Source organism: Catenulispora sp. MAP12-49, from assembly GCF_041262705.1.
In the GTDB taxonomy this organism is placed as follows: Bacteria; Actinomycetota; Actinomycetes; order Streptomycetales; family Catenulisporaceae; genus Catenulispora.
Map to the genome: position 1 here is coordinate 211,182 of NZ_JBGCCP010000007.1, position 20,685 is coordinate 231,866.

A 20,685-nucleotide genomic window follows, 5' to 3' on the forward strand; every position below is an offset into this window, starting at 1 on the left:
GCCGCCGCCGACAGCCGGACAGGCGCTCCCTCAGCTGCCCGACGCCCCGGCCGCGGCCTGCGCCTCGTACTTCGCCCGCAGCTTCGGCGTCAGGTTGGCCAGCAGCGGGTCGCCGTCGTAGTGGTCGAGCACCCGCTGGTCCATCACCCTGCGCCACACCGGCGGGAACAACGCGACCACGATCATCGTGGCGTAGCCGCCGGGCAGCTGCGGCGCCTCGTCGAAGGAGCGCAGCACCTGGTAGCGGCGGTTCGGGTAGGCGTGGTGGTCGCTGTGCCGCTGGAGTTGGTAGAGGAAGACGTTCGTCGACAGCCGGTCGCTGTTCCAGCTGTGGACCGGCTCGACCTTCTCGTAGCGGCCGCTCTCGGTCCGCTGGCGCAGCAGGCCGTAGTGCTCCAGGTAGTTCACGATCTCCAGCAGCGAGAACCCGAAGACCATCTGCAGCAACAGGAACGGCAGGACACCGACCCCGAGCCAAGCCGTCAGACCCGCGAACACGACGACGGTCATCAGCCACGCGTTCAGCAGGTCGTTGCGGACCGTCCAGGGCGAGCGGTTCCGCAGCCGGTGCTTCTTCGTCTCCAGCGCCCACGCCGACTTCAGCGAGCCCCACACCGTCCGCGGCCAGAAGCGGTAGAACGACTCCCCCAGCCGCGACGACGCCGGGTCCTCGGGCGTCGCCACCCGCACGTGGTGCCCCCGGTTGTGCTCGACGTAGAAGTGCCCGTACCCGGACGGCGCGAGCGCGATCTTCGACAGCCAGCGCTCCACGTCCTCGCGCTTGTGCCCGAGTTCGTGCGCGGTGTTGATGGCGATGCCGGTGACGATGCCGATCGTGACCACCATGCCGACCCTGGACGCCAGGTTCACGTGCGGCCGGCTCCAGCACCACGCCCCCAGCACCAGCGAGCCGAATTGCAGCGGCAGGTACAGGAAGGTGAGCACGCGGTAGTACCAGGCCGACTGCAACTGTGCCTCGCGCTCCGCCGGCGGATTGCCGGCGTCCTCCCCGATCAGCCAGTCCCCGACCGGCACGATCACGTACACCAGGAACGGGGTCAGGTACCACGCCAGCGCGTTGTCGAAGCGGTGCCACAGGCCGAAGCCGACGTAGGGCAGGACCGGCACGACCAGGGCCAGCGGCCACAGGTACCGTTTGCCGTCCTGCCAGGTCCGCGCCTCCGGTCGCAGGCCGGTGGAGCTGAGGGTCGACGCCGACATGTCACAGCCTCCCGCTGGTGCGCACGCTTTCGGGGGAATCCCTTATTGGACCCCTTGCACAATGAGAGTGGCACGCATCACACTGCAGAGCAAGGGTTCAAGTTGACAGGAGAGCCATGAATGACAAGCCGTCGCCCCCGTGGTTCGGAGGAGTGATCCTCGGCTGCCTCGCGGTGGCCACCGTATGGATCCTGACATACACCCTCTCCCCGCTCCCCGGACAACACGCCCTCGGCGGCTGGAACTACGCGATCGTGGGAGTCTTCCTGAGCCTGTTCATCGGCCTGTCGATGCTGTGGCACGGCGATCCGCTGGAGAAGAACCGCCAGGAGGCGCGCGCCGCACAGACGAAGGCCCCCGCGCCCGGAGGACGCGGGGGCCGCTGAGCGCTGTGACAATGTCAGGCCTGTGATACCGGTCGAGGCGCCGGCGCTACCACCAGACGGGCTGACCATCGAGGGCGCCACCGACGCAGATGCCGTAGCCGGGCTCGATCACACGAACCTGACCGCCTGAAGATATGCAGTCGTATAGGGAGACCTGCGGCTGAACCTGAGTGACCGGAGAGCTGGAAGTGGCCGCGGTGGCAGACCCGGCAGCCGGGACCAGTACGACGCCGGCCGCGAGAGTGGCACCGACGGCGAGCATGGCAAGCTTCCTCATGAGAGGGCTCCTTACGGGGTTCGAGGGCGACTAAGCGTGCCCTCACTGGAAGCCTCACATGATCATCGGCGGCGAGGGCGCCCCGATGCCCCCGCTCGGGTGATCTTCGCGGCGGAAGACCTGGTCGGAGCGGGCGAGTCAGCTCAGGAGTTGTCGCACTGCGACTGGCTGATGTCCTTGCTGCTCCCGTACTGCGGCGTCGCCTGGAAGTTCGTCCCCAGCGCCGCGGCGACCCCTTGCAGCTGGTACTCGATCCGCCAGCTTCCGGCCTTGCACGGCAGCGTGATGTTGATGTCCGTGTAGTCCGGCCCGGGGACGCCGTTGAAGGCGCGGGCGTCGCCGCTGTTCGTCCACACGCTGGAGCCGCTGGCGTGGTACTGCAGCTGCAGGACCAGCGAGGTCTGCTTCGGCGGGGTGGCGCACTTGATGGCGACCGTCGACAGGATCTCCTTGTTCAGGGGCCTGGGGTCGTCGGCGATTTTGACGTTGCAGTCGTACTCGGTGGCGGTCACCTTGAAGTGATGCCCCGAGCTGGTCGGCCGCACGATGAGGAACAGCAGCAGCACCACGGCGGCGACGGCGGCACCGGCTTTCGTATTCGTGCTCATCGTCATTCAGAGTACTGCCGAGGATCAGCGCGGTCACGGGCTTCAGGAACTGATTAGCATCACAGATCGCACACGTTTCGGCGAACAATCCCCGCCTCCGGGCGGGCGCCCGCCCACCGTCGCGAATAGCCGCAGATCAGAGCCTTTCGATGATGGTCACGTTCGCCTGCCCGCCGCCCTCGCACATCGTCTGCAGACCGTAGCGGGCGCCGGTGCGCTCCAACTCGTGCAGGAGCGTGGTCATCAGCCGCGCGCCGGTCGCGCCGAGCGGGTGGCCGAGCGCGATGGCGCCTCCGTTGACGTTGACCCGCGCCGGGTCCGCGCCGGTCTCCTTGGCCCACGCCAGCACCACCGGCGCGAAGGCCTCGTTGATCTCGACCAGGTCGATGTCGTCCAGGCTCATCCCGCTCTTGCGCAATGCGTGCTCGGTGGCGGGGATCGGCGCGGTGAGCATGAAGATGGGATCGGCGCCCCGTACCGACATGTGGTGGATCCGGGCGCGCGGGGTGAGGCCGTGCGTGCGCACCGCGTCCTCGGAGGCGATGAGCAGAGCGGCCGAGGCATCAGAGATCTGCGACGATACGGCCGCGGTCAGCCGGCCACCCTCGACCAGCGTCCGCAGCCCGGCCATCGCCTCCTTGGACGTGTCGCGCCGCGGCCCCTCGTCCACCGCGAACCCCTCGTACGGCACGATCTCGCGCTCGAACCGTCCCTCGTCGATCGCTCGCAGCGCCCGGCGATGCGATTCCAGCGCGAAGTCCTCCATCGCGTCCCGGGAGACGTCCCACTTGCCCGCGATCAGCTCGGCCGCGTGGAACTGCGACACCGGCTGGTCGCCGTACCGCGCCCGCCACCCCTTCGAGCCGGAGAACGGGTCCGTGATCCCGAACTGCCCCGCGACCGTCATGGCCGCCGCGATCGGGATCTGCGACATGTTCTGCACGCCGCCGGCCACCACGAGGTCCGCCGTCCCGCTCATCACCGCCTGCGCCGCGAAGTGCACGGCCTGCTGCGAGGACCCGCACTGCCGGTCCACCGTCACCCCCGGCACCTCCTCGGGCAGCCCGGCGGCCAGCCACGCGGTGCGCGCGATGTCGCCGGCCTGGTGCCCGATGGTGTCGACGCAGCCGAACACGACGTCGTCCACGGCCGCCGGGTCGACCCCGGCGGCGTCCACGACCGCCTTGATGACGTGCGCGCCCATGTCGGCGGGATGCGCCGGGGACAGCGCGCCCTTCTTGCGCCCGACCGCTGTTCGCAGGGCACCGACTATGTAGGCCTCACCCATTGGCGCATCACTCCCTGCTAGTCCCGGCTCTGGAATCCTTCGAGGATCATGGAGAGGTACTGGGCCGAGACGGCCTCGGCCGTGAGCTTGCCGCCGGGCACGTACCACCGCACCGCGACCCACACCGTGTCGCGCACGAAGCGGTAGGCCATCGTGGCGTCCAGATCGGCGCGGAACGCCCCCGAGGCGATGCCCTTCTCCAGCGTGCCCAGCCAGATCTCGCGGAACTCGCGGTCGGTGTCGTCCAGGTAGGCGAAGCGCGGCGACTGGCGCAGTTGCTTGGCCTCGTTCTGGTACAGCGCGATCGCCGCGTGGCTGCGGTCGATGGCCTGGAACGAGGCGTCTACGAGTTGCTCGAAGGCGCGGCGCGGATCGCTCTCGCGCTCGACGATCGCGCGGTAGTCGCGGAACAGCTCGTCCAGGAACGTCCGCAGGATCTCGTCCGCCATCGTCTCTTTCGAGTCGAAGTGGTGGTACAGGCTCCCGGACAGGATCCCCGCGGCGTCGGCGATGTCGCGCACCGTCGTGTTCTTGTAGCCGCGCTCGGCGAACAGGCCGGCGGCCAGGGTCAGCAGCTCGGTGCGGCGGTCCCGATGAGGGGGGAGTGCAGGCGGTGTCTTAGGCATGTTGGCTCGAAACGGAGAGGACTTCACCGGTCAGGTAGGAGGCATAGTCGCTTGCCAGGAACACCATGACATTCGCGACCTCCCAGGGCTCGGCGGCGCGCCCGAACGCCTCGCGGGCGGTCAGCTCGGCGAGCAGTTCGTCGGTCGTGACCTTGGCGAGGAACGGGTGCATGGCCAGCGAGGGCGCGACGGCGTTCACCCGGACACCGTAAACGGCGGCGTCCAGGGCCGAGCACCGGGTCAGCGCCATCACCCCGGCTTTCGCGGCGGCGTAGTGCGCCTGGCCCTCCTGGGCCCGCCAGCCGATGACCGAGGCGTTGTTCACCACGGCCCCTCCCGTCCCCTGGTCGCGCATGCGCCGCAGGGCCGCGCGGGTGCAGCGGAAGGTGCCGTTCAGGGTGACGTCCAGGACGCGCAGCCACTGCTCGTCGGTCATCTCCAGCACGGACGCAGTGCCCCCGAGGCCGGCGTTGTTGATGAGGACGTCGAGGCTGCCGAACCGCTCGGCGGTGCCGTCCATCAGGGCTTGGACATGCTCCTCACGGGTGACGTCGCAGACGAGCGCGTGGACGTTCTCCGCGCCGAAGTCCTTGGCGAGCACGGCCCGGGTCTCCTCCAGCCGGCGCTCGTGGTGGTCGCTGACCACGACGCGGGCACCCTCCTCCAGGCAGCGGCGCGCGGCGGCGGCGCCGATGCCGGTCCCGGCGGCGGCGGTGATCGCGACGTTCTTGCCGGCGAGCAGATTGTGGCCGGGAACGTATGACGGCACGGTCGGCGCGAAAGACCCAGCGGGCCCGGTCGGCACACTCACGCTCGCGGCTCCTTCGGCAGGCCGAGGACGCGCTCGGCGATGACGTTCCGCTGGATCTCGTCGGATCCGCCGTAGATGGTGTCGGCGCGGCTGAACAGCCACAGCCGCTGCCACTCGTCGAGGTCGTAAGCCGGCCCGGTGACGGTGCCGGCCGGGCCGAGCACGTCCATCGCCAGCTCGCCGAGGTCGCGGTGCCAGCGGGCCCAGGCCAGCTTGGCGATCGAGGCCTCGGGGCCGGGTGTGCCCCGGGCCCCGGCGTTGTCGGTCGGGGCGGTCGGGCCGGTCAGGCCGGTCATCGATCGCAGGGCATTGAGCCGCAGCACGTCCAGACCGATCGCGGCGCGGACGAGCCGGTCCTGGATCAGCGGGTCCTGGGCCGCCCCGGTCCGCTTGGCGAGCGCGATGACGCCGTCGAGCTCGCGTCGGAAGCCGATCTGCTGACCGAGCGTGGAGACGCCGCGCTCGAAACCGAGGGTGGCCATCGCGACCCGCCAGCCGTCGTTCACCGCGCCGACGACATTGCCCGCCGGGGTGCGCGCGTCGGTGAAGTAGACCTCGTTGAACTCCGAGGTCCTGGTGAGCTGCAGGATCGGGCGGACCTCGACGCCGGGCTGCCGCATCGGCACCAGCAGGTATGACAGGCCTCGATGTTTGGCCGCGGCGGCGTCGGTGCGCGCCACGACGAAGCACCAGTCGGCCAGGTGCGCCAGCGAGGTCCACACCTTCTGGCCGTTGAGGATCCACTCGCTGCCGTCCTCCGAGAGCACGGCGGTGGTCTTGACGTTGGCGAGGTCCGAGCCGGCATCGGGTTCGGAGTACCCCTGGCACCAGAGCTCTGTCACGTCGCGGATGCCCGGCAGGAAGCGCTGCTTCTGTTCTTCGGTGCCGAAGGCGATGAGCGTGGGTCCCAGCAGCTGTTCGCCGATGTGGCTGACGCGGATCGGCGCGTCGGCGCGCGCGTACTCTTCGTGGAAGATGACCTGCTGCGTGACGCCGATCTCCCGGCCGCCGTACTCCTTCGGCCAGTCCAGGCAGGTCCAGCCGTGCGCGGCGAGATGGCGGTCCCAGGCGAGGCGGACGTCGAAGGCCTCGTGCTCGCGTCCCGGGCCGCCAAGACCTCGGGCCGCGGCGAACTCGCCGGTGAGGTGCTCGTGGAGCCAGGCCCGGAGCTCGGTCCGGAAAATCTCCGCACGGAACGCCTCGTCCTCGGCGGTGTCGGTGAGCTCCACGGACTCTACCCTACCAATCGTTTGCTTGGTACGGTAGGCCGCGTGGACCTGAGCTTCAGCGCGGCCGAGGACGCGTTCCGGGCGGAGGTGCGCTCCTGGCTGGCCGCCCATGTGCCGCCCGAGCCGCTGCCGTCGATGGACACCGCCGAGGGCTTCGAGGCGCATCGCCGCTGGGAGCTGGACCTGTTCCAGGAGCGGTATTCGGTGGTGTCGTGGCCGACCGAGTACGGCGGCCGCGGCGCCTCGATCACCGAGTGGCTGATCTTCGAAGAGGAGTACTGGGCCGCGGGCAGCCCGGGCCGGGTGTCGCAGAACGGCATCAACCTGCTGGCGCCCTCGTTGCTGGACCATGGGACCGAGGCGCAGAAAGAGCGGTTCCTGCCCGCGATGGCCTCCGGCGAGCAGATCTGGGCGCAGGTGTGGTCCGAGCCGGAGGCCGGATCGGACCTCGCGGCGCTGCGCTCGACAGCGGTGCGGGCGCCGTCGGACGACGGGTGGCTGCTGTCGGGGCAGAAGACGTGGTCCTCCCGGGCGACGTTCGCGGACTGGGGCTTCGGCCTGTTCCGCAGCGACGCGGCCGCCGAGCGTCATCGGGGGCTGACGTACTTCCTGTTCCCCTTGACCGCGCCGGGGATCACGGTGCGCCCGATCCCGCAGTTCGACGGCGAACCCGGCTTCGCAGAGCTCTTCTTCGACGACGTGTACGTCCCGGACACAGACGTGCTCGGCGCGGCCGGCGACGGCTGGAAGGTCACGATGGCCACGGCCGGCAAGGAGCGCGGCCTGTACCTGCGCTCGCCGGGACGGTACCTGGCCACGGCCGAACGGCTGATCGCGTTGTGGAAGCAGGCCGGCAGACCGGCCGAGTTCCGGGACCGGGTCGCCGAGGCCTGGATCGGGGCGCGCGCGTACCGGCTGGCGACGTTCGAGACCGCTGCGCGGATCGCGGACGGCGGAACGCTCGGCGCGGAGACGAGCGTGAACAAGCTGTTCTGGTCGGAGCTCGACCTGGCGATGCACGAGACGGCGCTGGACCTGCTCGGCCCGCACGCCGAGCGCCTGGACTCGGCCTGGATGGACGGCTACCTGTTCGCCCTCGCCGGGCCGATCTACGCGGGAACCAACGAAGTGCAGCGCAATGTGGTCGCCGAGCGGGTGCTCGGCCTGCCGAGGGGGGCGCGGTGAGATTCGCTCTGACCGGGGAGCAGCGCGACTTCCGCGATGCTGTCGACTCTTTGTTGCGCGACGCGGACGGCATCGCCGCGGCCCGCGCCTGGGCCGCCGGCGACACCAAGCCGGGACTGGAGATCTGGCGCGGCCTGGCCGGGATCGGGATGCACTCGCTGGCGGGCGAGTACCCGGTGGAACTGTGCGCGGCGATGGAACGGGTCGGCTACCACGCGGCGCCCGGGCCGTATCCGGAATCCCTGGCGGTGGCGACGGTACGGCCCGACTGGCGCGAGCGCATCGCCGCCGGCGCGATCGCCACCGCCGCCATGCCGCCGGTCGCGCCCTGGGCGCCGAACGCCGACGTCGCGAGTCTTTGCCTGTCGGTGACCGTCGCGGGGCCGGCCGCCTCGCTGGATCCGACCCGGTCGCTGTTCGCCGTCGAGGGCGCGTCGCCGAACGAGCTCCTGCTCGACACCGCCGCGCTGCTCACGGCCGCGCAGCTGCTCGGCCTCGGCCGGGCCGCGCTCGACATGACCGTCGCCTACGCCAAACAGCGCGTGCAGTACGGCCGCGTCATCGGCGAATACCAGGCGGTCAAGCACCGCCTCGCCGACGCGCACACCGGCCTGGAGTTCGCGCGTCCCCTCCTCTTCGCCGCCGCCCTGAACTCCGACTCGGGCGACATCTCCGCGGCGAAGGCCGCCGCGAGCGACGCCGCCTACCGCGCGGCCCGTGCCGCGCTCCAGCTCCACGGCGCCATCGGCTACACCGACGAGTACGACCTGTCCGTCTTCTTCAAGAAGATCAGGGCACTCCACTCCGCCTGGGGAAGCCCTTCCTTCCACCGTGAGCGGCTGCTCCACCACATAGCAAGATCCCCACGGGTAGGGTGAGGTCCAGGCAAGAGTGGGGCTACCCCCATCGTCCCGACCCCCGTCGCCGAGCCACCATCTACTCATGACCTTCGACGCCACCCCGCCCCGCGCCCCGATCGGCGCCCTGCGGATCAGCACCATCGCCATGGCCGGCGTGATCGTGGCGGTGGGCGTTCCGGCCGCCACCGCGGCGTTCGCGATGTCCTCGCAGGTGATCGACCAGCAGCAGCTGGTCGGGATCAGCGCGGCGGGCCCGATCACCCGGGTCGTGATCGCCGATTCGGAGAGCGACGTGCACATCTCCGCGACCGACACGGCCGGCGGGGTGAGCGGGCAGGCCGTGGTGCAGTGGAAGGGCAAGAACGGCAAGCGGGCCGAGCTGCGGCAGAGCGTCGCGGACGGGGTCCTGACCCTGGCCAAGGACTGCTCCGGCGGCGGATGCGGGCCGGTCGACATCACGCTGTTGGTGCCGCGGGACATCGCCGTCCAGGCCGCCACCTCCGACGGCGGGATCAGCGTCTCCGGCGTCACCGGCGCGGTGGACCTGAGGACGTCCAACGGCGGCATCGACGCCGTCGGCCTCGGATCCGGCGACGCCTCCTTCCACACGTCGGACGGCAGCATCGACGCCTCCTTCACCGGCGCGCCGGCCCGGATCACCGCGGTCACCAGCAACGCCGCCGTGACGGTCGCCACCGACGGCCGGACCAAGTACTACGACTCAGTGCGAACCACCAACGGCAACCGGTACCTGACGAACGTGCAGGACCGTGACGCAGCCGGCGAGATCGACGTGACCACCACCAACGGCGACGTGACCGTCAGTTAGATGCAGAGGCCCCGACATGAGCTCTGAACCCACTCCGTCCCGCCGCCCGATCGCGGCCCTGCGAGTCAGCACGGTCGCGCTGATCGGCGTCGTCGCCGCCGTCGCGGTGCCCGCCGCGGCCGCCTCGGTCGTCCTGTCCGGCAGCCTCGACAGCCAGCAGAAGCAGCAGGATCTCAGCCAGGCCGACCGCGTCACCAGGGTCGTGATCGTCGACCAGGACAGCTCCGTCCGGATCACCGGCAACGCGGCGCTGTTCGGCGTGACCGGCCACGCCACTGTGAACTGGCACGCCTTCGGCAGCAGCGCCACCAACGCCAAGGTCGTCCAGCAGTACGCGGACGGCGTGCTGACGCTGACCAAGGACTGCGCCCGCACCGACTGCCACGCGGACATCGACATCCAGGTGCCGCCGACCGTGTCGGTCCTGGTGACCACGAGCAACGCCGGCGTCTCCGTCAGCAACGTCTCCGGCGGTGTGGAACTGCACGACGCGAACGCCTCCATCACGGCGAAGCAGCTCGGCGCCGGGGACGCGTGGATGGAGACCTCCAACGCCCCGATCAGCGCCACGTTCGCCGGCGGGCCGAAGAACATCTTCGCGCACACGAGCAATGCGCCGATCTCCATCACCACCGACGGCCGCACGACGTACTACGACAAGCTCCAGACCTCGAACGCCGACACCCACCCTGACAACTCGAACCAGGACCGCCGCTCGGACAACGAGATCGACGCGCAGACCAGCAACGCGCCCATCACCGTCAAGTAGCGCTTAAGAGGGTGCGCGGATTGTTCGTGGGCTGACAGGCACAGGCGTTTCTTGACGGCTTCGCGCAGGGTTGGCGGGATCCGTTGGTGGCGCGAGTTGGGGGTGGTGCTGGTTTCGCGGGGCGGCGGTGGTGTGGGTAGGTGGTCGGCTCTACTGCGACAGGCAAGGGCAACTGCGACAGGCAAGGTCAAGGGCAAGAGCTGAAGAGCGCCTCCGGCGGCGCCTGCGCGGCGAGCGGCCTCGCTCCGGGGAGTGGGGGCCGCGCTGCTGGCTGCCGGTCGTTGCTTGTGGTCGCCTCTGTCCCGGATTCCCCGCCGCTTCGTCGCCCGGAGGGAACCATCCCGGCCTGGGCGGTGTCAAGCCGGATCACACGCTGCTGTGGTCTTGTATCAGCGGCTTGACACCGCCCAGTCCGGGATGGTTGTGCAAGCACCGCCGAAGCGACGGGGAATCCGGGACAACCCCGGCCTGTGGTGTGGACTCGGTCCACTCGGTGAGGCACAGCGGCGGCGAGGCGGTGTGTGCACAAGGTGCGGGAACTCTTCCCACAGGTGGGTTTGTCCCGGATTCCCCGTTGCTTCGGCGGGCGAAGCCAAGCAGGCCGGGCCGGTGGTGTCAAGTCGCTGATACTGGACCAACAGCTCTGCGATCCGACTTGATACCACCGGACCGGTCTGCTTCCGTAAGGCAACGAAGCGACGGGGAATCCGGGACAGAGGCGACCACAAGCAACAACCGCCGCCCGACTACGCGGCCCCCACTCCCCGGAGCGAGGCCGCTCGCCGCGCAGGCGCCGCCGGAGGCGCTTTTGACCTTGACTGTCGCTTTTGCTCTTGACTGTGGCTTTAGGCTCGCCCACCTGCCCACACCACCGCCGCCCCGCGAAACCAGCTCCACCCTCGAACCGCGCCGCCAGCGGATCCCGCCAACCATGCGCGAAGCCGTCAAGAAACGCCTGCAAGCCACCCACCCCAGCCACACCCACACGAAGAACTCACCCACACTAGGTCAGGAGCGCCCTAAATCCCGCCCGAGTCCGGCCCGCACCGCGGCGAACACCGTGGCGCGGGTCTGCTCGGCGGTCGGGTGCGGCATGTTCAGGAAGCCGTGGAACATGCCCTCGACCTGGATGTGGTCCACGGTGACGCCGGCCGCGGCGAGCTTGGCGGCGTAGGCGTCGCCCTCGTCCCGCAGGGGGTCGTGCTCCGCGGTGACGACGCACGCACGCGGCAGGCCGCTGTGGTCCGGCGCGTTGATCGGCGACATGTGCGGATCGGAGACGTCGGCGCCCCGCACGTACTGCTCGTGGAACCACGTCATGTGCTGCGTGGTGAGGAAGAAACCGATGCCGTTCTCCTCCCGCGAGGGATAGCCGTCCTCGGCGAGGTCGACCGAGGGATAGACGAGCAGCTGGTAGGCGATCGCAGGGCTCGGATGTCCCTGGGCCGCGCGGTCCCGGGCCATCAGCGACACCACCGCCGCGAAGTTGCCGCCGGCGCTGTCCCCGGCGACGGCCAGGCGTGCGGGGTCCACACCGAGCTCCGCGGCGTGCGCCGAGACCCACGTGGTGGCCGCGTAGGCGTCTTGAAGCCCGCCGGGGTACGGCGTCTCCGGCGCGAGCCGGTACTCCACCGAGACCACCGTCGCGCCGGCGGTCTGGGCGAGTTCGCGGCAGAAGTTGTCGTACAGAGCGACGTTGCAGATGGTGAAGCCGCCGCCGTGGAAGAACACGACGACCGGCGTCACAATGTCCTGATCCGCGACCGGCCGATATATCCGGACGGGGATCTCCGGCGCGCCCTCGGGACCGGGGATGGCCCTGTCCACGACCGACGGCAGTTCCACCACGACCGGCAGATCCGGGGCCAGAGCGAGGATCTCGCGCGCCTCGACCGGGTCCGTGACGCTGCCGCCGAGGTCCGGGAAGACCATGGTGAGCGCGTCCACGATGGCACGGGCATACGGATCGAGCGTCATCGGCTCTCGTCCTTCCGGAAGCGGGGGATCACGTGGGCGCCCCACTGGCGGATGGTCTCCATCGCGGCGCCATGCGGGACGGTACCCATCTGGATCAGGCAGATCACCTCGTCGACGCCGATGTCCGCCAGGTGCTCCACGTATTCGACGGCCCGCGCCGCCGTGCCGTAGGCGTGGTCCACGTTGTAGGTGCCGGTGGAGCTCGGGCGGACCGGGATGTTCGCCTCGTGCAGCTTGGCGACGGCGGCTTCCTTCTCCGAGCGGAGTACGGCCGCGTTGTCGTCGTCCTCGGTGTCCTCCGACGGTTCGGGGCCGCCGCCGTACCAGTGCAGGATCGACTCGGCGAAGAACCGCTGGCCCCGCGCGCCGATCCGGAAGGCCAGATCGCCGTCGTCGGCCACGATCGTCGGGCACAGCGCGGCGAAGTGGTCGTTGCGGACCGCCGAGACGAACCTCTCGCCGGTGCGCTCGGCGATCGCCGCGTCGTAGACCTTCCGCATCGCGGCGATCTCCTGTGCGCCGGCGAAGCCCAGGACGAGCGCGCCGATGCCGTAGTCGGCCGCGGTGCTCAGGGTCGCAGCCTTCGAGCACGCCATGAACAGCGGCGGATGCGGCGTCTGGACCGGCCGGGGCAGCACCTGACCCGGGCCGATGTCGAGCAGTCCGTGCCACTGGAACTGCTCGGTGGTCCAGCAGTTCCCTATGATCCGCAAGGCTTCCTCGACCTGTGTGGAGGTCGAGTCGGGGTCCACGCCGCACATCGCCATCTCCTGCCGGGTCGCGCCCCGGCCCGCGCCGAGGTCCAGCCGGCCGCCGGAGAGCACGTCGAGCATCGCGGCGCGCTCGGCCACGCGGATCGGATGGCCGTAGCCGAAGGGGAGGCAGACGACGCCGTGGCCGAGGCGGATGCGGCTGGTCTTGGCCGCGACGTGGGCCAGGAAGACATCGGGTGCTGACATGTGGGCGTAGCGCAGCAGGGAGTGGTGCTCGACGGCCCAGACCCGGTCGAAGCCTGCGGCCTCGGCGGCCACGGCCTGTTCGACGCAGTCGGCCAGGGTGACGCGTTCGCGCTCGGGGGTGGGGTCGGCGAGCTGGGCCTCGAAGATCACGGAGAACCGCACAGCGCCTCCCAGTGTCCTTATTCCTATTAGAAACATGCTGCGTATCGCATGGAAGCCCGGCGCGCGCGAGGAGTCAAGGGCGGTCGGGAACGGCTACTGTTGCCGTCGTGGCCCCTCAATCACAGGACGAACCGGTGGAGACCGGGACCGACACCGCCGATCCCCGGCTGCCGGCGACCAGCTGGGCGGTGCTCGGCATGCTGTCGTTCGAGCAGGAGCTGTCCGGCTACGACATCAAGAAGTGGGCCGACTCCTCGCTGCGGCTCTTCTACTGGTCGCCGTCGTTCAGCCAGATCTACAGCGAGCTCAAGCGGTTGGAGAAGCACGGGTATGTGACGTCGCGGACCGTGATGCAGGACGAGGTGCGCGGCAAGCGCGTGTACTCGATCACGGACTCCGGGCGCGAGGCAGTACAGACCTGGGCCCAGACCGCGCCGGTCGAAGTGCCGGTGCTGAAGCACGGGGTGCTTCTCCGAGTCTGGCTGGGGCATCTGACGGAGCCCGAGCGGCTGCGCGAGATCGTGGCGGAGCACCGCGACAACTCCGAGCGGCGGCGGGCCGAGGCCGCGGTGGACGTCGAAGCCGCGCACGACGAGACGGCGTGGGCGTATCCCGAGATCGCGTTGAAGTGGGCCCAGCGGTATCACGCGGCGGAGCGGGATCTGGCCGAGCAGATGCTGCGCGACCTCGACGAACTGGAGGCCTCCGGGCGTGCCACGAAACCGGTGAGAACCGAACAGCGTCCGTGATCTGTCCATGATCTGAGACATCGTTGCTCAGTATGCGGGCACGGGTGGACACTCGGAGCATGGTCAACGTGCACGAGGTGATCGACGACAAGCTCCGCAAGTTCATCGAGGCACAGCCGCTGTTCTTCGTGGCGACCGCGCCGCTGGCCGCCGACGGCCACGTCAACCTCTCGCCGAAGGGCACCCGCGGCTCGCTGGCGGTCCTCGGCCCGGACCGGCTGGCGTACCTGGACCTCACCGGCAGCGGCGCGGAGAGCCTGGCGCACCTGCGGGAGAACGGCCGCATCACGGTCATGTGGGCGGCGTTCGAGGGGCCGCCGAACATCGTGCGCGTGCACGGCACCGGCGAGGTGCTGTGGCGCGACGACCCGCGCTGGGCGGAGTACGTCGGGCTGTTCCCGGCCGCGTCCGACCCCGGCGCGCGGGCCATCGTCCTGGTCCGGGCCAAGCGGGTCAGCGACTCGTGCGGCTACGCGGTGCCGTTCATGGAGTACCAGGGCGAGCGGCGGCTGCTCGCCGAGTACTTCGGGCGGCGCGACGAGGGGTTCCACGTCGACTACGTGGCGCGCAAGAACGCGACGAGCATCGACGGGCTGCCGGCGGTGCCGGTGGAGACGCTGCGCGCTTCGCAGTAGGCGGCTCTGGCGAGGTAGACCTCGCCGGCCGAACGGCTATGGTCAGGCCGCTCTGGCGGGTTGGCACGAAGCGGGCTACGGTCCGCGGCATGCGCTTCGACCCCGAACAGGAAGAACTCCGGCGGACGGTGCGGACGCTGCTGGAGCGGGCCGCCGGCGGCGACGTGTGGCGGTTGCTCGCCGAGCAGGTCGGAGCGCTCGGCCTCGCGGTCCCCGAGGAGTACGGCGGCGCCGGCTTCTCGGTGCTGGAGACGCACGTGGTGCTCGAGGAGCTCGGGGCGGCCCTGGCGGCGCCCGGGTTCTTGAGCACCACGCTGGCCGCGCAGGCGATCCTGGCCGGGGACTCGGCGGCGCCGGACGTGGAACTCGCGGCCAAGGCGGAGCTGCTGCCGGGGATCGCCTGCGGTCAGACGCGCGCGACGGTCGTGTGGGGCGGCGCGGTCGGGACTCCGGGCGAGACCACGGTCGCGGCATCGGCCGAGATCTCAGCCGGGACTCCGGGCAGCGGCGGCGGTTGGCGGCTGACCGGAGCGGGAGAACATGTGCTGGATGCCGGGGATTCGGACCTGTTCGTGGTTCGGGCACGGGTACCCGGCCATGGCGAGGCCGGCCGACAGCCGGCCGCGACCGGCTTGTTCGTCGTCGCGGCCGCCGATGCGGCGGTCGATGTGGTCGAGACCGTTGATCCGGGGCGCCCGCAGGCACGCGTCGAGTTCGAGCACTCCCCCGCGACACTGCTCAGTACCCAGGCTCCATGGGACCGGATCCTCGACCTCGCCTGCGTCGCGCTCTCGGCCGAGCAGGTCGGCGCGGCGCAGCGTGCCTTCGATCTGACGCTCGCCTATGCCAAGCAGCGCGTGCAGTTCGGACGGCCGATCGGCTCGTTCCAAGCGGTGAAGCACCGTCTCGCCGACATGTTCGCCCTGCTGGAGTCCGCACGTTCCGCCTCCTATGCCGCTGCTTTCGCCGCCGCGTCAGGACACGAACTCACTGTCGCCGCCTCGCGGGCCAAGGCCTACTGCTCCGAGGCGTTCTCGACCATCGCCGGCGAGGCGATCCAGCTCCACGGCGGCATCGGCATCACGTGGGAGCATCCGATCCATCTCTACTTCAAGCGCGCGCACGTCACCTCGCAGCTCTTCGGCAGTCCTGCCTGGCACCGAAGTCGTTACGCACGGGCCGTGGGGATAGCCGCCTGAAAACGAGAATCCCCGGGCCGCCCGAAGGCCCGGGGATCGGAGTATCCGGTGCTAAGCGGATTGCTGCAGCTCCGCGAGTGCCGGCTCGGCCTCGATCAGGTCCGGCAGGTCCGCGTCGCCCTCGTCGGCGGTGTAGTCGGCGCTCTGCGTCTCGTCGACGCCGTCGGCGACCTTCAGGGCGCGGAACACGAAGGTCAGCACGACCGCGACGAGCAGGTTCAGCACCAGTGCGGTGATGGCGATGTACGCGTACAGATGCGTGCCCGGGACCTTCGCGATCTGGTTGCCGAAGTGCTGCTGCGTCACCACCGTCGTGCTGCCGGCGGCGAACTTCTTCTGCTGCCAGGCCACCACGACGCCGTAGATCACGCCGGTCCAGAGCCCGATGACCAGCGCCCAGCGGTGGAACCAGCGGTTGAACAGGCCGATCACGATCGCCGGGAAGGTCTGCAGGATCAGCACGCCGCCGAGCAGCTGGAAGTTGATCGCGCTGGTCGCGTCCAGGCCCAGGACGAAGGCCAGGGCGCCGAACTTCACCAGCAGCGACACCGTCTTGGACACCTGCGCCTGCTGGTGCGGGGTCGCGTCGGGCTTGATGAAGTCCACGAAGATGTTGCGGGTGAACAGGTTCGCCGCCGCGATCGACATGATCGCCGCCGGGACCAGGGCCCCGATCGCCACCGCCGCGAAGGCGACGCCGGCGAACCAGGACGGGAAGACCGCGTCGAACAGCGCCGGGACCGCGCGCTGCGCGTTGCCGCCGAGGTGGCCCTTCGCGGTGCCGTTGAACCCGACCGCCAGAGCCATGTAGCCGAGCAGCGCGATGAAGCCCAGCACCAGCGAGTACAGCGACAGGCCCGCGAGGTTCTTGCGGACCGTGTTGCGGCTCTTGGTGGACAGCACGCCGATCTGCGCGTGCGGGTACATGAACAGCGCCATCGCCGAGCCCAGCGCGAGCGTGGCATACGGGAAGGCGTTGGTCTTGCCATTGGCGTCGTTCAGGGACAGGAAGCCGGGCTTGGTCTTGCCGGTGGGTCCGGAGGAGGCCAGGTGGAAGATGCCGTGCCAGCCGCCGGTGATGCGGGTCGGGATGTAGATGACCGCGACGATGATGACCAGGTAGATCAGGAAGTCCTTGACGAACGCGATCACCGCCGGGGCGCGCAGGCCCGAGGTGTAGGTGAACGCCGCCAGCACCGCGAAGGCGATGAACAGCGGGAGGTCCTTGGTGAAGGTCGAGGAGCCCTTGCCGCCGATGCCGATCACGTCCAGGCAGGCCTGGATGCCGACCAGCTGCAGCGCGATGTACGGCATCGTCGCCACCACGCCGACGATCGCGACCGCCAGGCCCAGGGACTTGGATCCGTAGCGCCCGCGGGCGAAGTCGGCCGGGGTGACGTAGCCGCGCTTGCGCGAGACCGACCACAGCCGGGGCAGGAACAGGAAGACCAGCGGCCACACGATGATCGTGTACGGCACGGCGAAGAAGCCGAACGCGCCGGCGGTGAGCGCCGCGGGCACCGCGACGAACGTGTACGCGGTGTACAGGTCGCCGCCGAGCAGGAACCAGGTGATCCAGCCGCCGAAGCTGCGGCCGCCCAGGCCCCACTCCTCCAGGTGGTTGGCCTCGCGGGCCTTGCGCCAGCGCGCGGCCAGGAAGCCGAGCACGGAGACCAGCAGGAAGAAGAAGACGACGACGGCCAGTTCGGTCTTGTTGATGCCGTGCGTGCCGACGTCGGGGGTCGGGACCTTCGAGGCGGTCAGGCGAGGCGTCATACCGAGTCCCCTTCCTCGGGCTGGTTCTCGGACGGGCTCTCGGGCCGGTTCTCGGACATCTCAGCGGCCGCGATCTGGTCGATCTGGTCGACCACCGCGGCGGGCACCGGCTTGCGGGCCAGTTCCTCGCGGCGTACGACGACGTATGCCAGGGCCATGAGGGCGGCCGTCACCGCGACCCACAGCAACTGCCACCAGAAGAAGAACGGAAAGCCCGCGACCTCCGGCTTGTCCTTGTCGAAGATCGGCACCCACAACACCGCGACGAAGGGCACGATGACGCAGACCGCCGCGATGAGGCGGGCCGGTGTCACCACCGGCCCTCTAGTACTCAGCTCGTTCTCTGACATGAGACGAGACCCCTCCCGTTTACGTAGGGAAACTGCGCCGAAATCTAATCGCAAGGCGCGCGTCCGATCAGGGGCTCGTTGACAACGACTCGGTAACGGATGCTACGTGTCTCATCCATTGATCTGTATTCATCCAACAACCAGTGTGAACTGCTGAAGCGCGTGTCGGAAGGCTGTCGGCTCGATGCTCAACGGTTCGGAGTAAGGCTGAGACAAGCCGATGACGATCAGGATCCCCAGACCCACCATCGCCCCGAGGCCGGACAACACGATCACGTTACGGCCGTTGGCCGTCAGTCCGACCAGCGGCGGGTAGGCGACCAGCAGGATCGCGGCGATCACCATCGCGATGTACAGCAGCGAGGGCATGGAGTAGTTGACGTCGGCGGCGCGGATCAGCCGCTTGGAGTAGACGTCGTCCAGGGCGGCGGCGACGTCGGCCCGGTCCTTCTCGTCGGCGGCGGTGGCCGGGCGGATCGCGCCGACCGCAACGCGCAGGCCGTCCAGCGCGGCGGCGGCGGTGTCCGAGGTCTGATGGCGGCCCATCGCCGGCCAGTCGTCGGCCACGACCTCGTTCGCGTACATGGTCAGGCCCGCGCGCACCCGGTCGCGGTCGGCCGGCTGGAGTTTGCCGGCCAGCCAGTACGCGGTGGTCACGGACCGGGCCTCGTCGTACGTGTGCTGACGGTCGGTGTTGTAGGTCGACCAGGTGCTGGCGATGAGGAACGCGGTCAGCAGGATGAACGAGGACAGCAGGGCACTGCCGACGACCGACAGGGCCTGCGGATTGTGCGAACCGGACACCGCGCGCTCGGAGCGCCCGAGCAGCCGGGCCAGTCCGACCGCGACGATCACGCCGACGCCGAGGGCGACGATCGCCCAGAACTCCATCATGGTCTGCCTCCTGTCGCCGGCCCCGAAGGACCGGAGGGTCCGCCGACGGCCCCGCCGGCCGCGGCGGCCGCCGCGATGGTCGCGGGGACCATCAGGGCGACGAGTGTGGTCAGGCCCCAGTCGGGGTCCGGGTCCGGCCGGTCCGGCGGCGGCGCCGCGGCGGCCGGCGCGATCGCGGGGATCGCAGGCTTCCGCGGAGGCGGCGACGGCGGCACGGCGCGGTGCACCGGGGCCGGCGGCACCGGCCGGGGAGGCGGCGTGGGGCGCGGGGGCGGCTTCGGTGTGGGCTTCGGGGGCGGCGGCGGTGTCGGCCGCGGAGATGGAGCCGGGGCCGGAGTCGAAGGCGGTGGCGCCGGTGGCGTGGTGGTGGGATGCGGCAGCGGGAGGTGCTGGTGGAACGAGGGCCCGAAGGGGAGGCCCGGTTCCACCGGCAGCTCGGAGGACGGCGGTGATGGCTGCCCTCCCGTCGGAGTGGGGAGCGGGGGCGACGGCGGTGACGGATCGTCGGCGGGCTGCCCCACGAGCGAAGAACTCGCGAATCTCGGGGACGGGTGTATCCCGGCCAGGCCGAGCCCCAGTCCCGCCCCCACCCCGATCCCGAGCACCGCGACCTGGACGGACACCGCGACCCCGGCGCCGAGTCTGCTGCGAACCACGGCTGTACCGCCTCCGTTCCCCCACCAGGGTCCTGATACCGAAAGGGCCCGGCCGGCGGCGCACTCTCCCGCGCTCCCCCGACGCTCCCCGACACTCCCCAGACACTCCCCGACACTCCCCCGCGAACCCGTCCGGCCTCGGCGTCGTGGACCACGGCCGGAGCACGCGGTCCACGACGCCGTCCCCGCCTGCCCCGCTGACTGCTACTGACCGCGGCTGACTGCGATGGCCGGACCTGTCGTTTCTGTGATAGCCGAATTGGGCGGCCAGTACCGAAAAGTCCCTCTATCGAGTGGCGCAATGCCGCGGGGGCGCACCAACGCCGTCAAAAGCCGCCGGGCGCTTAGACTCTCGGGCATGTCGCGCTCCAAGACTCCGAAGGAACCCCCTGCCGAACCCGACGATCAGGACGACTGGGAGCTGCTCCGCGATCTGGACCGCCGCAACGCCTTCCAGCTCCTGGTCGGCGGGACCCCGCATTCGCACGTCGACCTCGACGACCCGACGTACCTGGAGTACGAGTACGTGCGGCAGATCGCGCACCTGGTGGACCTGGCGGCCGAGGAGCGTGCGCCGCTTCGGGTCCTGCACCTGGGCGGCGGCGGTCTGACGCTGCCCCGCTACATCGCCGTCACGCGTCCGGGCTCGGGCCAGCAGGTGGTGGAGATCGAGGGCAAGCTGCTGGACTTCGTCCGCACCGAGCTGCCGCTGCCGCGCAACGCCCGCGTGCGGCTGCGGACCGGCGACGCGCGGGACGTGCTGAGCCGGGTCCCGGAGGGCGCCTTCGACCTGACGGTCAGCGACGTGTTCGCCGCCGCGCGCATCCCGCGGCACCTGACGTCCGTGGAGTACTACGGCCTGGCCAAGCGCGCGCTGCGGCCGACCGGCGTGCACGCTGTGAACCTCGCCGACGGCGACAGCGGCGGCCTGATGTTCACCCGGCGCCAGGTCGCCAACGCCAAGCAGCACTTCGCGCACGTCGTGCTGATCGCCGACCCCGGCATCCTGCGCGGCCGCAAGTTCGGCAACCTCATCCTGCTGGCCTCCGACGTCCCGCTGCCGGTGGACGGCCTCATCCGGCGCGCCGCCTCCGACCCGTTCCCGAGCCGCGTGGTGCGCGGCCAGGACCTGGTCGACTTCCAGGGCGGCGCCAAGCCGGTGCCGGACGACGAGGCGCACCCCTCGCCCGCGCCGCCGGCCGACGCGTTCTGAGGGTGCGCAGGCCCATGGCGCTTTGC

21 protein-coding genes and 1 pseudogene are annotated in these 20,685 nt (G+C 70.1%); 9 read left to right on the forward strand and 13 right to left on the reverse strand.

Features of this window, described 5'->3' with window-relative positions:
• Window positions 1-30: 30 nt before the first annotated feature.
• Window positions 31-1,221, reverse strand: a complete 1,191-nt coding sequence (locus ABIA35_RS16380; protein ID WP_370339310.1) for an alkane 1-monooxygenase — start codon at window positions 1,219-1,221, stop codon at window positions 31-33.
• A 107-nt stretch (window positions 1,222-1,328) separates the two neighbouring features.
• On the opposite strand from ABIA35_RS16380, the pseudogene ABIA35_RS16385 reads away from it, so the two are divergent.
• A pseudogene (locus ABIA35_RS16385) lies at window positions 1,329-1,607 on the forward strand (cell division protein CrgA); the annotation flags it as partial.
• 46 nt (window positions 1,608-1,653) lie between these two features.
• Here ABIA35_RS16385 and ABIA35_RS16390 read toward each other — a convergent pair.
• The 6 genes from ABIA35_RS16390 to ABIA35_RS16415 all read right to left on the reverse strand — a co-directional run bounded on the left by ABIA35_RS16390 (window position 1,654) and on the right by ABIA35_RS16415 (window position 6,446).
• Window positions 1,654-1,884, reverse strand: a complete 231-nt coding sequence (locus ABIA35_RS16390; protein WP_370339307.1) for a hypothetical protein — start codon at window positions 1,882-1,884, stop codon at window positions 1,654-1,656.
• A gap of 143 nt (window positions 1,885-2,027) precedes the next feature.
• Window positions 2,028-2,492 (reverse strand): hypothetical protein, encoded by a 465-nt coding sequence (locus ABIA35_RS16395; RefSeq protein WP_370339304.1) that lies wholly within the window; start codon window positions 2,490-2,492, stop codon window positions 2,028-2,030.
• A gap of 136 nt (window positions 2,493-2,628) precedes the next feature.
• On the reverse strand, window positions 2,629-3,780 hold the full coding sequence (locus ABIA35_RS16400) for an acetyl-CoA C-acetyltransferase (protein WP_370339301.1): 1,152 nt from the start codon (window positions 3,778-3,780) through the stop codon (window positions 2,629-2,631).
• Between the two features lie 17 nt (window positions 3,781-3,797).
• Window positions 3,798-4,406 carry a TetR/AcrR family transcriptional regulator gene (locus ABIA35_RS16405; RefSeq protein ID WP_370339299.1) on the reverse strand — a complete coding sequence of 203 codons (609 nt, stop codon included), beginning with the start codon at window positions 4,404-4,406 and terminating at the stop codon, window positions 3,798-3,800.
• Window positions 4,399-5,211, reverse strand: coding sequence for an SDR family oxidoreductase (locus tag ABIA35_RS16410; RefSeq protein ID WP_370358467.1), 813 nt, complete (start codon window positions 5,209-5,211; stop codon window positions 4,399-4,401). The genes ABIA35_RS16405 and ABIA35_RS16410 overlap by 8 nt, the downstream gene beginning before the upstream one ends.
• 2 nt (window positions 5,212-5,213) lie before the next feature.
• On the reverse strand, window positions 5,214-6,446 hold the full coding sequence (locus tag ABIA35_RS16415) for an acyl-CoA dehydrogenase family protein (RefSeq protein WP_370358412.1): 1,233 nt from the start codon (window positions 6,444-6,446) through the stop codon (window positions 5,214-5,216).
• 42 nt (window positions 6,447-6,488) lie between these two features.
• On the opposite strand from ABIA35_RS16415, the gene ABIA35_RS16420 reads away from it, so the two are divergent.
• The 4 genes from ABIA35_RS16420 (at window position 6,489) to ABIA35_RS16435 (ending at window position 10,089) form a co-directional block, all read left to right on the forward strand.
• Window positions 6,489-7,631 carry an acyl-CoA dehydrogenase family protein gene (locus tag ABIA35_RS16420; RefSeq protein WP_370358413.1) on the forward strand — a complete coding sequence of 381 codons (1,143 nt, stop codon included), beginning with the start codon at window positions 6,489-6,491 and terminating at the stop codon, window positions 7,629-7,631.
• A complete protein-coding gene (locus ABIA35_RS16425) occupies window positions 7,628-8,509 on the forward strand; it encodes an acyl-CoA dehydrogenase family protein (RefSeq protein ID WP_370358414.1) in 882 nt (293 codons plus the stop codon). The genes ABIA35_RS16420 and ABIA35_RS16425 overlap by 4 nt, the downstream gene beginning before the upstream one ends.
• A gap of 64 nt (window positions 8,510-8,573) precedes the next feature.
• Window positions 8,574-9,320, forward strand: a complete 747-nt coding sequence (locus ABIA35_RS16430) for a DUF4097 family beta strand repeat-containing protein (protein ID WP_370358415.1) — start codon at window positions 8,574-8,576, stop codon at window positions 9,318-9,320.
• 16 nt (window positions 9,321-9,336) lie between these two features.
• A complete protein-coding gene (locus ABIA35_RS16435) occupies window positions 9,337-10,089 on the forward strand; it encodes a hypothetical protein (protein WP_370358416.1) in 753 nt (250 codons plus the stop codon).
• A gap of 1,008 nt (window positions 10,090-11,097) precedes the next feature.
• On the opposite strand, the gene ABIA35_RS16440 is transcribed toward ABIA35_RS16435, so the two are convergent.
• The gene (locus ABIA35_RS16440) at window positions 11,098-12,066 is read right to left on the reverse strand and encodes an alpha/beta hydrolase (protein ID WP_370358417.1); all 969 of its coding nucleotides are present in this window, start codon (window positions 12,064-12,066) and stop codon (window positions 11,098-11,100) included.
• A complete protein-coding gene (locus ABIA35_RS16445; RefSeq protein WP_370358418.1) occupies window positions 12,063-13,187 on the reverse strand; it encodes an LLM class flavin-dependent oxidoreductase in 1,125 nt (374 codons plus the stop codon). The genes ABIA35_RS16440 and ABIA35_RS16445 overlap by 4 nt, the downstream gene beginning before the upstream one ends.
• Before the next feature lie 107 nt (window positions 13,188-13,294).
• On the opposite strand from ABIA35_RS16445, the gene ABIA35_RS16450 reads away from it, so the two are divergent.
• From ABIA35_RS16450 to ABIA35_RS16460, 3 genes are all read left to right on the forward strand, one after another.
• Window positions 13,295-13,936 (forward strand): PadR family transcriptional regulator, encoded by a 642-nt coding sequence (locus tag ABIA35_RS16450; protein WP_370342392.1) that lies wholly within the window; start codon window positions 13,295-13,297, stop codon window positions 13,934-13,936.
• A gap of 59 nt (window positions 13,937-13,995) precedes the next feature.
• A complete protein-coding gene (locus ABIA35_RS16455) occupies window positions 13,996-14,571 on the forward strand; it encodes a pyridoxamine 5'-phosphate oxidase family protein (RefSeq protein ID WP_370358419.1) in 576 nt (191 codons plus the stop codon).
• A gap of 89 nt (window positions 14,572-14,660) precedes the next feature.
• Window positions 14,661-15,770, forward strand: coding sequence for an acyl-CoA dehydrogenase family protein (locus tag ABIA35_RS16460; protein ID WP_370358420.1), 1,110 nt, complete (start codon window positions 14,661-14,663; stop codon window positions 15,768-15,770).
• Between the two features lie 51 nt (window positions 15,771-15,821).
• Here the strand turns inward: ABIA35_RS16460 and mctP are convergent, their stop codons facing one another.
• The 4 genes from mctP to ABIA35_RS16480 form a co-directional block, all read right to left on the reverse strand.
• Complete coding sequence (mctP, locus tag ABIA35_RS16465) at window positions 15,822-17,546, reverse strand: monocarboxylate uptake permease MctP (protein ID WP_370342395.1); 1,725 nt, start codon at window positions 17,544-17,546, stop codon at window positions 15,822-15,824.
• The gene (locus tag ABIA35_RS16470) at window positions 17,543-17,896 is read right to left on the reverse strand and encodes a DUF3311 domain-containing protein (protein ID WP_370342396.1); all 354 of its coding nucleotides are present in this window, start codon (window positions 17,894-17,896) and stop codon (window positions 17,543-17,545) included. The genes mctP and ABIA35_RS16470 overlap by 4 nt, the downstream gene beginning before the upstream one ends.
• A 129-nt stretch (window positions 17,897-18,025) precedes the next feature.
• Window positions 18,026-18,790, reverse strand: a complete 765-nt coding sequence (locus ABIA35_RS16475; RefSeq protein ID WP_370342397.1) for a hypothetical protein — start codon at window positions 18,788-18,790, stop codon at window positions 18,026-18,028.
• Window positions 18,787-19,446, reverse strand: a complete 660-nt coding sequence (locus ABIA35_RS16480; RefSeq protein WP_370342398.1) for a hypothetical protein — start codon at window positions 19,444-19,446, stop codon at window positions 18,787-18,789. Before ABIA35_RS16480 ends, ABIA35_RS16475 begins: the two co-directional genes overlap by 4 nt.
• 358 nt (window positions 19,447-19,804) lie before the next feature.
• Here ABIA35_RS16480 and ABIA35_RS16485 point away from each other — a divergent pair, with 358 nt between their 5' ends.
• Window positions 19,805-20,659, forward strand: coding sequence for a spermidine synthase (locus ABIA35_RS16485; protein WP_370358421.1), 855 nt, complete (start codon window positions 19,805-19,807; stop codon window positions 20,657-20,659).
• Window positions 20,660-20,685 lie beyond the last annotated feature (26 nt).